The sequence below is a fragment of the Pseudomonas sp. PDM17 genome, assembly GCF_014851985.1.
GTDB lineage: Bacteria > Pseudomonadota > Gammaproteobacteria > Pseudomonadales > Pseudomonadaceae > Pseudomonas.
This window is the reverse complement of the sequence record NZ_JACVAT010000002.1, coordinates 755,084-769,343: the sequence shown is the minus strand read 5'-3', so window position 1 is coordinate 769,343 and position 14,260 is coordinate 755,084. Positions and strand designations below refer to the sequence as shown.

Below are 14,260 nucleotides of genomic sequence, written 5' to 3'. Positions count from 1 at the left end.
CGCATACGGACCTTTCTCCACGGCTGAAAAGAACGAGCCTACATACACCTCACCCGATATCCCGCCATCCTCCACCGCACTTCATCGGCATGCGGCGGAGGAGTTCGACATGCAGATCCATCAGGGCGAAAGCAAGGTCGGCGACGTACTGTCCCTCAACATCCTTCAGGGCGAAGCCGGGGAGCGGTTCATGCACCTGCTGCTGACCCAGGGCATCGAGATCGAGGTGAAGGCCATCGCGGAAAATTCCGTCACCCTCGCGGTGCGTGCACCGGGCGGCATGATGATCGTCGAGGAAATCGCCGCACCAATCGGAGCCGCGCTTCTTCAGCCAGTTGATATCCGACAGATTGACCTGGCACAGAACGGAAACCCCTGACACACCAACCGCATTGCGGTCTTACAAGCCTGCTGCTTAGCGTTCTCTCCGCCACGGAACAGCCGTGGCCAGGTGTGGAAGCCTGTGGAATGAGTCTTCGCTGTAGCAGAGCCGTTACGGCTGTTTTTTGCCTGCCGGATTGGCTCTGGTTTTCTATGGCGGACCGTGTAAGGCGGGCTATTGCCCGACCGGTCTATGACTCTGTCCACCGGCTTCCACCCTTGCACGGTCCGCCTCCCTTTCGGGGGGGGCGGCTCATCCAGCTGTACATGGAGTGACCGCAAGATGAAATCCCTTGATTTCCCGGCCGACAACGGCCTGCACTGCCAGAACTTCCAGCGCTTCGACCGCACCTTGCGCGGGCTGATGCTCGACCGCCAGCCGTGGTTCGTCGCCCGCGACCTGGCCCGCCTGACCAATACCCATTTGAGCGCCCACGTCCCGCGCAAGCTCGACCCCGACCAGTACCGTCGGGAACGACTGGCCGGCGGGCGCGAGGACGAACTTCTGGTCAGCGAAAGCGGCCTTTACACACTGCTGCTGGTGTACTTCTTCCACCCGGAGAACCGTAACCTGCGCCAGTGGTTGAGCAACGAAGTGGTGCCCGTGCTGCGCGATTCGCAGCAGCAGTTCGGTACCGGTCCGCGCCATTTCCAGCGCGAGGTCCAGGGCCATTCACTGGCGATGCTGCAATGGCAGGGGGGCGTCTGGATGCGCCTGAGCGACGCCGCGCGCCTGCTGGAGGGCGAGGAGCGGGCAGGGCGCTGAAAGCACTGCATGGCCCGCCCCTGCAACACCCTGCAGGAGCGGGCCATGCCCGCGAACCGCGGACAAAGTCCGCGCCTTCCTCCGACCTTCAACCCCGTGAGCCCTGCTCACGGGTCGCGGGCGCGGCCCGCTCCTACAAGGTAGCCCCTGCCGCTACCTCGACTGTAGGAGCGGGCCATGCCCGCGAATCGCCATCAGGCGGTGCCTCGACTTCGAATTCACCCCCGCCCCGACCGGGCATTCTGCATCGAACAATCGGCGTATTCGGGCGTTCTGCTACTGGCGCCGTGCAATCACCTGATGTGCAAACCGCTCTGCGCCGAGCCTCTGGCCGACAGCGCCAAACAGGCGTGGAACTTGCTGCACGAACCTCTCTGAAGCCCTGACTCGAAAAGGAAGAGGCACAACATGCAGACACACGATAGCAAGATGGTGCTGGTCCTCGAGGAAAGGCCCGAGCAACTCCAGCGCCTGGAAGACCACCTGCTCGGCCAGGGCCACGCGGTACTCAGCGCTTTAAGCGAGGAAGAAGCCATCGAGCACCTGGTGTCGTCCTCGGTCATCGACCTGTTCCTGATCGACGAGCAACTCACCGGGCCACTGACGGGCGCTGCCCTGATCGAAGCCTGCCTGCCGCTGCGCCCGCGCATGCGCGTGCTGGTGCTGTCGCCCTGGGCAGAGAAGGGCGAGGAGGGCGCGCCTTACCCCGTGCTGCCCAAGTCGGCGGACCTCGACGAACTCGAAGGTGCCATTCAGCGCACGTTGCTCAGCCCGCCCGTGCAACCCTGGATGCTGAACTAGACTCCTGCGCAACAAAGGCCGTCCGATCAGCGGAACGGCCGCCTTCACCGGGGAGGAGAAGCACCATGCATGCATACCTGATCCGCTACAGCCGCAATGGCCAGTCCATGAGCACCGTGTTGCGACAGGAAAGCCTGAGTCGCGAGCAGGCACAGAAATTCGTCCGCGCACTGCATGGCCCGGTCGGGCGCGATTCGCGCTCGGATATCCAGGTGAGCGAGGTGCTCTGCACCCAGTGATCGGGAGCCTGACGCTCCATGAAAAACGGCGCCGATCCTTCGGCGCCGTTTTCGTACTTGCGCGATGTGCAACGAGCTGGCGAGCGTCGCAACGCCTCGCCAGCCCGGCGATCAGTGGCCGCTGTGGCTGCGCTGACCTCCCTTGCGGCCCGCGTCGGATGCGCGCGCCGGATCATTCTTGAAGTTGCCGCCACTGTGCTGGCCGCCTTTCCTGCCGGCTTCGGAAGCACGTTGGGGGTCTTCTGCAAAGTTGCCTTTACCGCCTCTATGTTCGGCCATGGGAACTACTCCGTGGGCAATGTATGTGAGAAATGAATAGGCGAATGCCGTGCATTCCCTTCATCCGAAACATATCGCGCAGGGGTGTTCGACTCTTTTTCAGAACGATCCGTCATGGCGGCGGCAAAAAATCGTTATATGTAAAGTCTTGCCGTCGGTCCGGGCTGGTTTATTGGCGAAGCCGGAAAATGGCCGTAGCGCCCGGCTCAAGCCGCTCAAATCGTTGACCTTTGCGCGGTGGCGACGAAATAGGCGAAACGGGTGATGGCCAGTGGCCGCGGTTCCATTCCCGGCGCAGCGGCGCAGGATAGGCGCAGCAACGCAGGAGAACCCCATGAATCCGCCAAGCTGTCACGATGTCGCCGAGCTCCTTCACCGGAGCTATCCGCTGTTCGACTTCACCTGCGACCGACAGGAAGACGGCCGTTACCTGATCAGCCTGCAGAGCCGCTATACCTCCACACCGCCAACCAATGTGATCGGCATTCACGGCAATGAGCTGCGCACCGACCGACAGGTAAGAGACCTTGGCATGGAGCTGATTTGCGGGTTGATGTAGGAATTTTCAGACGACTCGTTTACGCAGTCGGGCAATGAGCTTCTGCCGCTGCTCGCTGTCTGCTTCCCAGACCTTGCCGTCCAGTGCATGGCAGATCAGCCAGATTTCCTCGTTGTTGAGCATCACTGCACCGCCACCGGACTCCGCCCGGCGCTTGCGATACGCGGCCTGTTTCTCGGCGTTGGTCATGGCGCCTTCCTTGCGGGGGCGGCCCTTGCGCGGCGTTTCGAAGGCGTCGCGAGTGGCTTTGTCCTTGGCGTCTTTCATGCTGGCTCTCTTGAAGGGCTGGTAACGCGTTACCGAAATCTGATCGATCCCATGGTAACGCGTTACTAATAATAGCTGTAGCTGCAGGCCCCGCCAATCGTCGGCTGGCGGGGTGGGGAAGATAAAACCGGGCTATTCCTGCAATGCACACCCACAAGCACGCACCGACAAGGAAGGAGGCTGACGTGGAACGACTGCGAAAGGTACTGATGGCCTCGGCTTTCAACGAGACCTGCGTGGTTCAGGTGCTGCGTGAGGCCGCACTCAAGGCCGCCACTCCCGATACGGCAACGGCGCTGATGGCGGCCGCGTTGTTGCTGGAACACGACGCCGAAACCCTGCTTCACGCCGCCCACCGGATCGACCTCGTCCTGCACCATGCACCTGCCGAAGGCGGCACGATCTCCCTGGTCGTGATGGACTGAGCCGCATGCCGATGGCCTGGTCGCCATTCTCTTTGAACCGCCCACGCCGACGCCCGGTCAGTGCTTGAAATACAGCCAGATACCCGGAGGCGCCATGCAGGACGAATCCCTGACAAAGCGGTACCACGTCAGCTTTGTGAGAGATGGACGGGCGTTCGAATTCGAGGCCGAAGACGAGTCCATGAGCGAGGCGCGGGCGTGGAGCCATGTCGCGCGACACCTGCATATTCCGACCCACGACCTGCGCGGCTACCAGAAGCGCTACCACACCATCCGGCGCAATGTGGAGGCGCACAACGTGCAGGACGTTTCCTTTCGAGCGGTGGGGGCTGGCGACTAGGAAAGTGCCTCAGACTTGAGCGCGGCGAGGCTTACGTCGCTGATGGTAATGCCGCAGGCGCCCAGCCACGATTCGACCTCCGCGGTGGCGTGCAACGGACGGGGTTGCTCGGGAAATTCACGGACGTAGATGGAAAAGGCGACGGCCTTGATGTGAGGGAGAGTTCGCGGGCGCATGAACAGATGGCGGTCCTCGCCATTGAATCGATACTCGATCAGCCAGTGCATGTCGTCCTGCTTCCTTGGCAGAGCCGACCTGCAGAATGGGCTTGGGCAAGAGTAGCCCCTGATCACTCAGGGGCAATGCCGGCCATCGGCCGAGCGCTCTGGATTGAGCTTCAGGCGGCCGCTTCCGTGGTTTTCTCGCGCCCGGCACGTACGTCGAAGGCGCCGCCGGTGAGTACGCCGTCCACCGTCACGCGGCCCTTGCCGGGCAGCAGCGGGAACACCAGTTCGGCGAAACGATAAGCCTCTTCCAGGTGCGGATAACCCGACAGTACGAAGCTGTCGACGCCCAGCGCGGCGTACTCCAGCAAGCGTTCGGCAACGGTTTCCGGATCGCCCACCAGTGCAGTTCCCGCGCCACCGCGCACCAGTCCGACACCGGCCCAGAGGTTCGGCGCCACTTCCAGCTTGTTGCGATCACCGCCATGCAGCGCAGCCATGCGCTGCTGACCGACCGAATCCATCTTCGCGTAGTTGGATTGCGCGGCGGCGATGGTGGCGTCATCCAGGTGGCTGATCAGTTCGTCCGCGGCGGCCCAGGCTTTCTCGTTGGTCTCGCGAACGATGACATGCAGGCGCACGCCGAAGCGAACCGTACGCCCCTGGCGCGCCGCGCGCTCGCGCACGTCGGCGATCTTCTCGGCCACGGCGGCAGGCGGTTCGCCCCAGGTCAGGTAGGCATCCACGTGCTTGGCGGCCAGGTCATGAGCGGCGGGGGAGGAGCCACCGAAGTAAAGCGGTGGGTAGGGTTTCTGCACGGGCGGGAAGAAATTCTGTGCGCCATTGACCTTCAGATGCTTGCCGGCGAAGTCCACGGTTTCACCTGACAGTAGACGGCGCCAGATGGTCAGGAACTCGTCGGAAGCGGTGTAACGCTCATCATGGCTGAGGAACACGCCGTCAGCCTCCAGTTCAGTGCTGTCGCCACCGGGGACGACGTTGAGCAGCAGCCGGCCACCGCTTGCCTGGTCGAGGGTCGCGGCCTGGCGCGCCGAGGCGGTGGGGTTGCCCAGAGAAGTGCGCAGGGCCACCAGCAGCTTGATGCGCTGGGTGACCGGCACCAGGCTGGCGGCGGTCACCCACGGATCGAGGCAGCTGCTGCCAGTGGGGATCAGCAGGCCGTCATAGCCGAGCTGGTCGGCGGCCACGGCGATCTGCCGCATGTATTCGTTGGTGGCCGGGCGGCCGCTGCTGGAATGACCCAGATAGCGGGTGTCGCCGGAAGTCGGCAGGAACCAGAAAATATCGAGACTCATGGGATGTCCTCGTTGCCATCGTCGAAAGGGGGCGTCGCCCCATTGGTGCACGCGTGGCAAGTCTTCATTGGAATTCGGGCCCGGCAGCCGTCGTTGTCGGTGAGTTCGGTCAGGCAGAAAGAGAAGAGTGCGGCTGCATGGCGGGCATTGCACGGCAGCAAGGCCTGTGCCAGAGCGGGAGGCCACGGTTTTCGCGCTTCTGACGGCAAAAGGGTGTTGCCGCAACAACATCACTGTTGATTCGCTGTTGCTGCAGAAACACTTCGTCCTACGAAAAAGGCATTAGGTTATGCCTTCCGGCGATTTGTCCTGCGCGGCGCGACCGATCAGGATAGGCAATCGTGATTGAAAGCCCCCGTGAATCAAGGAATACAGCAAGCGATGAACGACGCCAATCGACTGAACGAGAATGGCCCGGTGAACTGGCAACTGGCGCAGATCGTCGAGGACCTGCGTGGCGCCCGCAATGAATGGCGCAGCCGCACGGGCCGCCACCCGGAGCAGGGCGGTCGCGAACTGCCTTCGCGCCAGTCCATCGAGGAAGTGGTGGAGCGCCTGGCCAGCGCGCTGTTCCCCATGCGTCTTGGCCCGAACGACCTGCGCGAAGAGAGCGAGGACTTCTTCGTCGGGCATACCCTGGACGCCGCGCTGAATGCGCTGCTGGTGCAGGCCCGGCTGGAGCTGCGCTACAGCGCGCGGCAGCGCGGTGATGTGGTGGACGGCCGGGTCGACGAGCATGCCGTGGTGCTGGTGCGCGACTTCGCACGCGCGCTGCCGGAGATGCGCAGGCTGCTCGATGCCGACGTGATGGCCGCTTACCAGGGCGATCCTGCAGCACGCAGCGTTGACGAGGTACTGCTGTGCTATCCGGGCGTGGTGGCGATCATTCACCACCGCCTCGCGCATCATCTGTACAACGCCGGCCTGCCGCTGCTGGCGCGGATCATCTCGGAGCTGGCCCACTCGGCGACCGGCATCGACATCCACCCTGGCGCGCAGATCGGCGGCAGCTTCTTCATCGATCATGGCACCGGTGTGGTGATCGGAGAAACCGCGATCATCGGCAAACAGGTGCGCATCTATCAGGCCGTGACCCTGGGTGCGAAGCGCTTTACCTCCGACGAAACCGGCCAGCTGCACAAGGGCGAACCGCGCCACCCGATCGTCGAGGACGAAGTGGTGATCTACGCCGGCGCCACCATTCTCGGCCGCGTGACCATCGGCAAGGGCTCGACCATCGGCGGCAACGTCTGGCTGACCCGCAGCGTTCCGCCGGGCAGCCAGGTCAGTCAGGCCAGCCTGCAGCACGATGAAAGCCGTTGCGGAAAGGACTGACCGGCACTACCTGCGGACACGCAAAGCGAAGCGGGGGAGTTGACAGCTCTCCCGCTCCTTCAGCAGTATCCGTCAGAAATTTCGCGCAACCTGATATTGGGTAAGAGAGCTCCATGTTCTCCATCTTCAACCACTCGCTCTCCGCTTCGGGCTTCCTTGCCCGGGCCTGCGCGTGCGTTGTCGTTGCCAAGAAATCGAAGAAACAGTCGCTCATTTGACCGGGGCGCTGTCCCGTCAGATGGGCTGACAGGACACAAGGCGCAAGGTCGAACCTCCCTCCCGCTTGATTCCCGCATCCCTCCCTGACGGCGACCCGACGGTCAGCCAACAGGAGTTTTTGCATGTCGAATTTTCGTGGGATCTGGGTGGCACTGGTCACTCCCTTTCGTGATGGCGCGGTGGACTACCCGGCGCTGCAGGGGCTGGTAGCGCAGTTGCTGGAACAAGGCGTCGCGGGCTTCGTGGTCTGCGGCACCACAGGCGAGGCGGCCGCGCTGAGCCATGAAGAGCAGTTGGAAGTGCTCGATGCCGTGTTGCAGTGGGTGCCCGCGCAGCAGGTGATCATGGGGCTGGCAGGCAACAATCAGCGCGAGCTGCTGGCCTTCCTGCAGGATATTCAGCGCCGCCCGGTGGCGGGCGTGCTGGTGCCGGCGCCGTACTACATCCGCCCATCCCAGGCCGGGTTGGAGGCGTTCTTCCGCACCGTGGCCGACGCCGCCAGCGTCCCGTTGGTGCTCTACGACATTCCCTACCGCACCGGCGCGCGCATCGAACGCGAGACGCTGCGCCGCATCGTGCGCCACCCGAACATCGTGGCGATCAAGGATTGTGCGGGCGATGTGGAAACCACCCTGGCGTTGATTGCGGACGGACAGGTCTCGGTGCTCACCGGCGAAGACCTGCAGATCTACACCAACCTCTGCCTGGGCGGCGCCGGCGCCATCTCGGCTTCTTCCCATGTGCGCGCCGATCTCTATGTGCAGATGTTCCGGCAGATGGAAGAGGGCGAGCTGATCTCCGCGCGACGTACTTTCTACCGGCTGTTGCCGTGGATGCAGGCGGCTTTCGCCGAGCCCAATCCTGCTGCCGTGAAAGGTGCGCTGGCGCTCCAGGGGCTGATCGCCAACGAGGTGCGCGAACCGATGCAGGCTTGCACGCCGACAACGCTGGAGCGTCTGAAAAGCGTGCTGGCGGAACTGGCCGACTAGGCGCTGCCGGCACGCACCCAGTGCTCCGGCTCGAATGCCTGCGCGGATTCTGTACAGGATAAGCTACAAGAATGCGCCTGGTAACGCGTTACCTTGAGTCAAGCGATTTTCGGGTAACGCGTTACGATCGTGCCAGTACCGGCGTGCCGGAAATTCGCAGAAAACCCAGTAATGACGGGTGTTTGATAAATATTGAGTTCTGCTGACAACATTAAATCCCCCCGCTGTTAACCGTTCGCATCTCCTGTTCAAGCCGTGATCTAAGCTCGCCGCCGCTTCAACCCTGTAACAAATAAAACACACCGAGCGGGATCACATGAAGTCCTCCTATAAGCGCCATGGAATGCAGCGCACTTGCGTGCGTGCGCCTCAACTTTCTGCAATCACTCTTGCCCTCGTCGCAGCGAACCTGGCTCCCCAGGTTGCCTGTGCAGGGGTCTATACCGCCTCCAACCAGAGCGAGTTGCAGGCAGCGGTCGTCGCCGCCAACGCCGACGCCGACAGCAGCTCCACGATCAACCTGACCGCCAGCTTTTCCTTCACTGGCGCGACCCTTGTCACGACGAAGTCCATCACCATCGATACCCAGGGCTTCGTGCTGACCAACATCTACAGCACCATTCCGATCAATTCGAACTACACCTTCGAAGGCACCTACGTCGGCGCGGCGAGTGCAACCACGCCGGGATATGGCCTCGCCGTTGGCAATGGCGTGTTCGTCAATAACGGCACGGTGACCGGCGGCCAGGGCATTGGCAGCAACGTCTCCGGCAATACCGGCCTCGCCGTTTCGACCAGAGCGACGCTCACCAACAACGGCACGATAACCGGCGGCGCTGCGACCAATTTCAATGCGTCCAGCACCGGCCTGGGTTCGGGGGTCTCGCTGGCGAGCACCGCTTCCAGCCTGGTGAACTCCGGTAGCGGCGTCATCGTTGGCGGGACCAGCGACGGCGGCGTGTCTGCCGCAGGGGTTTTCAATGGAGTGTCGGTCGGCACCAGTATCATCAACCAGGGCCTCATCCGCGGCGGAGCCGCTCTGAACGGCGGTACCGGCGGCATGGGCATCCGCCTCACACAGGGCACCAGCACGATCACCAACTCCGGGCTGATCGAGGCCGGTGACGGTGCTGCGGCGATCTACATGTTCAGGCCCACCGGCAACCTCACCATCGTCAACTCCGGGCGTATCCATGCGGGCAGCGGTTATGCCAACGCCGTCGAGTTCGCCACCGGCGCCGGCCTTTCGACGCTGGAGCTGCAGGCAGGCTCGGACATTCGCGGCAATGTAATCGCCAGCGCGACCAATACCGCCGATATCTTCCGCCTGGGCGGGAACCTCGATGACCAGTTCGACGTATCCAGCCTCGGCGCGCAGTATCAGAACTTCGATATCTTCCAGAAAACCGGCAGCAGCACCTGGTCGCTGATCGGCGACAGCACTGTCACTGCCCCCTGGAACGTACAGCAGGGCACCCTGCAGCTCGGCAACGGCGGCACCAGCGGCACCCTCGCCGGCGATGTAGTCGTCGACAGCGGCGCCACCTTCGCCTTCAACCGCAGCGACACCTATACCTTCAACCGGCAGATCACCGGTGCGGGTGGCGTGGCGCAGAACGGTAGCGGCACTACGCTCCTGACCGACGTCTACACCTACACCGGCCCGACCACTGTCAACCTTGGCACCCTGGCCATCGACGGCTCGATCACCAGCCCGCTGACGGTGAATGCCCTGGGCACCCTGTCCGGCAACGGCACTGTGATCGGCAACGTCAGCAACAGTGGCACTATCACCCCGGGCGGCGGTTCCGGCGTGCTGACCATCGATGGCGACTACATCGGCAATGGCGGCGTGGTGGCCGTCAACACCGTGCTGGGCGACGACAGCTCGGCGACTGGCCGCCTGGTGATCACCGGCGATACCTCCGGCACTGGCACCATCCGGGTCACCAACGTCGGCGGGCTGGGCGCACCGACCGTGGAAGGCATCAAACTGATCGACGTCCAGGGCCTGTCCAACGGCCTGTTCACCCTGGCTGGCAACTACACCTATCAGGGCCAGCCGGCTGTCGTGGCGGGCGCCTACGCCTATCGTCTGTACCAGAACGGCGTGACGGCCTCCAATGACGGCGGCTGGTACCTGCGCTCCTCGCTGGATGCGCCGGTCACTCCACCCGTGACTCCGCCAGTGACTCCGCCCGTCACGCCACCCGTGACCCCGCCTGTTGAGCCGCCCGTGGTGCCGCCGGTAACGCCTTCGGTGACCCCGCCCGTAGTCCCCCCGGTGACGCCGCCGTCCGGACCGCTGCTGGCGCCGACAGTTGCCCTGTACGAGAGCTACTCCAGCGTCCTGCAGCGCTTCAACGAACTGGGCACCCTGCAGCAGCGCGTCGGCAACCGCTACTGGCAGCCGGACGCCGAGCTGCAAAGCGAAGCGAAAGATGGCCGGCCTGCCATCGGTCGCGGCGCGTGGGTGAGGGCAGAGGGCTCCGATTCGCAGATCGACCCATCGTCCAGCACCAGCAGCGCCAACTACGACGTACACCTGTGGAAGTTCGAAGCCGGCTTCGACGCACCGGTTTATGAGAGCGACGCCGGCACCCTGGTCGTCGGCCCGACCCTGCATTACGGCACGGCCAACTCCAGCGTGGCCTCGAAGTACGGCGATGGCTCCATCGACGTCACCGGCTACGGCTTCGGCGGCGCGGCCACCTGGTACGGCAACGACGGTACCTACGTGGACGGCCAGGCGACTGTCAGCTGGTACGACAGCGACCTGCGCTCTTCGCAGCTGGGCAAGAAGCTGGAGAACGGCAACCGTGGCAACGGCGTGGCCGTAGGCGTTGAGGTCGGCCATCGCGTGGCGCTCAGCCAGACCTGGTCGGTGACGCCGCAGGCCCAGCTGAGCTGGTCGCAGGTGAGCTTCGACTCGTTCCGCGACGACTACGACGCCAAGGTCTCCGACGACAACGGCGACAGCCTGGTCTCGCGCCTGGGCGTATCCCTGGACCGCGAAACCCGGTGGATCGCCAGCAACGGCAAGACCAGCCGTTCGCACCTCTACGGCATCACCAACCTGTACTACGACTTCGCCAACGGGACTTCGGCCGACGTGTCGGACCTGCATGTGAAGAGTGAGGAACAGGCGCTGTGGGCCGGCCTGGGTGTCGGCGCATCGCTGAACTGGGACGACGACCGTTCCATGCTCTTCGGCGAACTGCTGGGCCGCACCAGCCTGCAGGACTTCGGCGACAGCCACTCGGTCGGCGCCAAGGTCGGCGTTCGGGTGACGTGGTAAGCGAGGCCCGAAGAGGCGGGTGAGGATGTAGGCGCCCCAGAAGCTCGGCACGGCATCCACGCCGAGCTTCCAGGCTGCGAAAGTGGCGGCGAGGAGGGCGCCGAACAGCATTACGCCCACGGTGTTGGACATGATCTTGATGACCCGGAAGGCCAGCGTGACCTCCGGGACCTTGTTCAGCCAGAAGGCTTTCTTACCGGGGTTCTCTCCTTCGCGGCAACTGGGTGGCGTGGAGGAGAGCCTACGGGGCAAAACTAGCTGGGACTGAGGGCGCGCCTGTCCGCTGTGAAGGAGTGAGCGGTGCCGCTGACGAGGATGTGAACGCGTGTTCCCGGTCCGGGGCAGTCCATGGCCGGCACCCGGACCGGAATCGTCAGTTCGTCTTCCGACAGGGGAGCCTGGAGTTGGACCATCACCGTGCACTTGTCGCCGCCAAAGTCACTGCCCACCACGACGCCGTAACAGCCGTCGGCACTGTTGGGGAAAAGCGTGCTGCGGCTCAGATGCAGCTGTTCGGGGCGCAGCAGTATCTTTGCATGCCCGTTGAGCGCGGCGTTGCCCGCGATCACATTGCCCAGCGCACAGCGGGCCCAACCGTTGCTGACATGGGCGCGAAACACCAGGGCATCCCCCAGGAACGCGGCGGTTTCCTCATCGTCGGGCCGCAGATAGAGGTCCTTCGGCGCCCCGGCCTGCACCAGCCGCCCCTGGCGAATGACCGCCAGCTGATCGCCAAACGACAGCGCTTCCTCCTGGTCGTGGGTCACCAGAATGGCGGTAACCCCGGCATCGCTCAGGACTTTCGATACCGCCTTGCGCATGGACACGCGCAGGCCGCTGTCCAAGGCTGAGAAGGGCTCATCGAGCAGCATCAGCTTCGGGCTTTGCGCCAGCGCCCTGGCCAGCGCGACGCGCTGCTGCTGGCCGCCGGACAGTTCGTGGGGCCAGCGGCTGGCCATGGACGCATTGAGCGAGACCATTTCCAGCAGTTCCTGGATTCGTCGGTCGCGATTCTCCGTCCCCCTGGGCAGGCCGAAACCGATGTTCTCGGCCACCGACAGGTGAGGAAATAGCGCGCCGTCCTGCGGAACGTAGCCGATGACCCGGCGGTGTGCCGGGACGAAGGTGCTGTCACCGGCAAGCGTCACCCCGTCGAGCGTGATCGTCCCCAGGTCAGGTACCTCGAAGCCGGCAATCAGCCGGAGCAGGGTGGTCTTGCCCGATCCCGACGGGCCGACAATCGCGGTGCGGCCGCCGCTGGCCACGGTCAGGTTGAAGTTCTCGATCGCTGCATAGGCGCCAAAGAACCGGGACACGGACTTCAGTTCGAGTGTGCTCATCGACCTGCTACTCGCTTGGATTGGTGGTAGAGAATCCCGGTCAGGGGGAGGGACAGCAGAATCATCAGCAGGGCGTAAGGCGCCGCCGCGGCGTAGTCGATCTCGCTGGTTTTCGACCAGAAGGCGGTGGCCAGCGTCGAGGTGCCACTGGGCGACAGGAGCAGCGTCGCAGTGAGTTCGTTGACGATGGCCAGGAACACCAGGGCGACGCCCGCTGCGGCGCCCGGTGCGGCAAAGCGGACGGTGACACCCCACAAGGCCTGCATCGGCGTGCGGCCCAGGCTGCGGGCGATGTTCTCCAGTTCGACCGGCGCCTGGGCAAGCCCTGCGCGCAAGCTGACCAGGGCGCGCGGCAGGAACATCAGCACATAGGCCAGCAGCACGGTGAAAACGGTCTGGTACAGCGGCTGGGCGAAGCGGATCGTGACGCTGACCAGCGCCAGGGCAATCACGATCCCCGGCAGCGCACTGGCCACGTAGTTGCTGCCTTCGAGCAGGCGCTGGAAGCGGCTCGGCGCGCGGACGGAGATCCAGGCGATCGGAACGGCGGCAATGGTGGTCAGCAGTGCTCCCGCCGCGCCCAGCAGCAGGGTCTGGCCCAGGCAGTTCGGCAACTCCTGCGAGCTCCAGACCGCGACTCCGCCTGCCTTGAGCCACTTGCCCAGGGTAATCAGCGGGACGCCCAGTGAGGCTGCGGTGAACGCCGCGCAGATCGTCAGCACCAGCGCCGAACATCTCCAGCCCAACCGGTACTGCCGGGGAGAACGCGGGCTGCCGGCGCCGATGCGTGCATAGCGTGCGGAACCCCGCGTGGCCGACTCCAGGCTCAGCATCATCAGGCAGCCCAGCGCCAGGACGCCGGCCAGCATGTTCGCCGCCGGGCCACTGAAGGACGACTGGAACTGATCGAAAATGGCGGTGGTGAAGGTGTCGAAGCGAATCAGCGCGAACAGGCCGTATTCCGCCAGCAGATGCAGCCCGACGAGCAGCGCGCCACCCCAGATCGCGACACGCAACTGCGGCAGCACGACCCGCAGGAATACCTTGAACGGGCGATCACCCAGCGACTCGGCGACATCTTCCAACACAGGATCGAGCCGTCGCAGTGCGGCGGCAGCCGGCAGGTAGATGAAGGGCGAGTAGGCGATCACCGAGACCAGTACTGCCGGGAACAGCCCGTGGATAGAGGGGGCGAGGCTGATCCACGCGTAGCTGTGGACGAAGGCAGGGATGGCCAGCGGAGCCACGACCAGCAAGGACAACAGGCGTCTTCCGGGAAGGTTGGTGCGCTCGGTCAGCCAGGCCATCGCGATACCGTGGAGCACGCAAAGCGGGACGGTCAGCACGACAAGCAGCAGTGTGTTGTACAGCAACTCTGCAACTCGCGGGCGGAACACCAGCTTGGAGATCAACGGGATACCCGCCTGGACGCCGGCAGTGGCCACGAAGGCCAGTGGGAGCAGGGCGAATGCCGAAATCAGCAGTGCAGCGCCCAGCACCCAGAGCTGGCCCGAACCGTTTCGCCAGCGGCGCAGCGTTGAT

General features: G+C 64.1%; 17 protein-coding genes. 11 read left to right on the top strand and 6 right to left on the bottom strand.

Going from position 1 to position 14,260, the window contains the following annotated elements; genetic code table 11:
- The first annotated feature begins 109 nt into the window (after nucleotides 1-109).
- From IB256_RS09175 to IB256_RS09155, 5 genes are all read left to right on the top strand, one after another.
- A complete protein-coding gene (locus IB256_RS09175; RefSeq protein WP_192402235.1) occupies nucleotides 110-379 on the top strand; it encodes a hypothetical protein in 270 nt (89 codons plus the stop codon).
- A gap of 285 nt (nucleotides 380-664) precedes the next feature.
- Nucleotides 665-1,147, top strand: coding sequence for a Bro-N domain-containing protein (locus tag IB256_RS09170; protein WP_081519885.1), 483 nt, complete (start codon nucleotides 665-667; stop codon nucleotides 1,145-1,147).
- Between the two features lie 177 nt (nucleotides 1,148-1,324).
- Nucleotides 1,325-1,525: a hypothetical protein gene (locus tag IB256_RS09165; protein ID WP_192402233.1), complete on the top strand. Its 201-nt coding sequence runs from the start codon at nucleotides 1,325-1,327 to the stop codon at nucleotides 1,523-1,525.
- A 30-nt stretch (nucleotides 1,526-1,555) separates the two neighbouring features.
- On the top strand, nucleotides 1,556-1,948 hold the full coding sequence (locus IB256_RS09160; protein WP_081519886.1) for a response regulator: 393 nt from the start codon (nucleotides 1,556-1,558) through the stop codon (nucleotides 1,946-1,948).
- Nucleotides 1,949-2,013: 65 nt separating this feature from the next.
- The gene (locus IB256_RS09155; protein ID WP_167523186.1) at nucleotides 2,014-2,187 is read left to right on the top strand and encodes a hypothetical protein; all 174 of its coding nucleotides are present in this window, start codon (nucleotides 2,014-2,016) and stop codon (nucleotides 2,185-2,187) included.
- Nucleotides 2,188-2,298: 111 nt separating this feature from the next.
- Here the strand turns inward: IB256_RS09155 and IB256_RS09150 are convergent, their stop codons facing one another.
- Nucleotides 2,299-2,466 (bottom strand): general stress protein, encoded by a 168-nt coding sequence (locus IB256_RS09150; RefSeq protein WP_081519887.1) that lies wholly within the window; start codon nucleotides 2,464-2,466, stop codon nucleotides 2,299-2,301.
- 334 nt (nucleotides 2,467-2,800) lie between these two features.
- Here IB256_RS09150 and IB256_RS09145 point away from each other — a divergent pair, with 334 nt between their 5' ends.
- Nucleotides 2,801-3,025: a hypothetical protein gene (locus IB256_RS09145; RefSeq protein WP_081519888.1), complete on the top strand. Its 225-nt coding sequence runs from the start codon at nucleotides 2,801-2,803 to the stop codon at nucleotides 3,023-3,025.
- Between the two features lie 6 nt (nucleotides 3,026-3,031).
- On the opposite strand, the gene IB256_RS09140 is transcribed toward IB256_RS09145, so the two are convergent.
- Nucleotides 3,032-3,292, bottom strand: coding sequence for a hypothetical protein (locus tag IB256_RS09140; RefSeq protein WP_192223829.1), 261 nt, complete (start codon nucleotides 3,290-3,292; stop codon nucleotides 3,032-3,034).
- A gap of 185 nt (nucleotides 3,293-3,477) precedes the next feature.
- On the opposite strand from IB256_RS09140, the gene IB256_RS09135 reads away from it, so the two are divergent.
- Entirely contained in the window at nucleotides 3,478-3,717 is a 240-nt protein-coding gene (locus IB256_RS09135; RefSeq protein ID WP_139791649.1) for a hypothetical protein, read from the top strand.
- A gap of 94 nt (nucleotides 3,718-3,811) precedes the next feature.
- On the top strand, nucleotides 3,812-4,057 hold the full coding sequence (locus IB256_RS09130; protein ID WP_081519891.1) for a hypothetical protein: 246 nt from the start codon (nucleotides 3,812-3,814) through the stop codon (nucleotides 4,055-4,057).
- Here the strand turns inward: IB256_RS09130 and IB256_RS09125 are convergent.
- Both IB256_RS09125 and ssuD read right to left on the bottom strand, forming a co-directional pair.
- On the bottom strand, nucleotides 4,054-4,284 hold the full coding sequence (locus tag IB256_RS09125) for a hypothetical protein (protein ID WP_192402231.1): 231 nt from the start codon (nucleotides 4,282-4,284) through the stop codon (nucleotides 4,054-4,056). The genes IB256_RS09130 and IB256_RS09125 overlap by 4 nt on opposite strands.
- Nucleotides 4,285-4,394: 110 nt before the next feature.
- Nucleotides 4,395-5,537: an FMNH2-dependent alkanesulfonate monooxygenase gene (gene ssuD / locus IB256_RS09120; protein WP_192402228.1), complete on the bottom strand. Its 1,143-nt coding sequence runs from the start codon at nucleotides 5,535-5,537 to the stop codon at nucleotides 4,395-4,397.
- A gap of 381 nt (nucleotides 5,538-5,918) precedes the next feature.
- Between ssuD and epsC the strand changes: the two genes are divergently transcribed.
- The 3 genes from epsC (at nucleotide 5,919) to IB256_RS09105 (ending at nucleotide 11,378) form a co-directional block, all read left to right on the top strand.
- Complete coding sequence (gene epsC / locus IB256_RS09115) at nucleotides 5,919-6,872, top strand: serine O-acetyltransferase EpsC (RefSeq protein ID WP_192402227.1); 954 nt, start codon at nucleotides 5,919-5,921, stop codon at nucleotides 6,870-6,872.
- A 341-nt stretch (nucleotides 6,873-7,213) separates the two neighbouring features.
- Nucleotides 7,214-8,080 carry a 4-hydroxy-tetrahydrodipicolinate synthase gene (dapA, locus tag IB256_RS09110; protein ID WP_192402225.1) on the top strand — a complete coding sequence of 289 codons (867 nt, stop codon included), beginning with the start codon at nucleotides 7,214-7,216 and terminating at the stop codon, nucleotides 8,078-8,080.
- A 316-nt stretch (nucleotides 8,081-8,396) separates the two neighbouring features.
- Nucleotides 8,397-11,378 (top strand): autotransporter outer membrane beta-barrel domain-containing protein, encoded by a 2,982-nt coding sequence (locus IB256_RS09105; RefSeq protein ID WP_192402223.1) that lies wholly within the window; start codon nucleotides 8,397-8,399, stop codon nucleotides 11,376-11,378.
- 254 nt (nucleotides 11,379-11,632) lie between these two features.
- On the opposite strand, the gene IB256_RS09100 is transcribed toward IB256_RS09105, so the two are convergent.
- Nucleotides 11,633-12,718, bottom strand: a complete 1,086-nt coding sequence (locus IB256_RS09100; protein ID WP_192402221.1) for an ABC transporter ATP-binding protein — start codon at nucleotides 12,716-12,718, stop codon at nucleotides 11,633-11,635.
- Entirely contained in the window at nucleotides 12,715-14,253 is a 1,539-nt protein-coding gene (locus IB256_RS09095) for an ABC transporter permease (protein ID WP_225601705.1), read from the bottom strand. The genes IB256_RS09100 and IB256_RS09095 overlap by 4 nt, the downstream gene beginning before the upstream one ends.
- Nucleotides 14,254-14,260 lie beyond the last annotated feature (7 nt).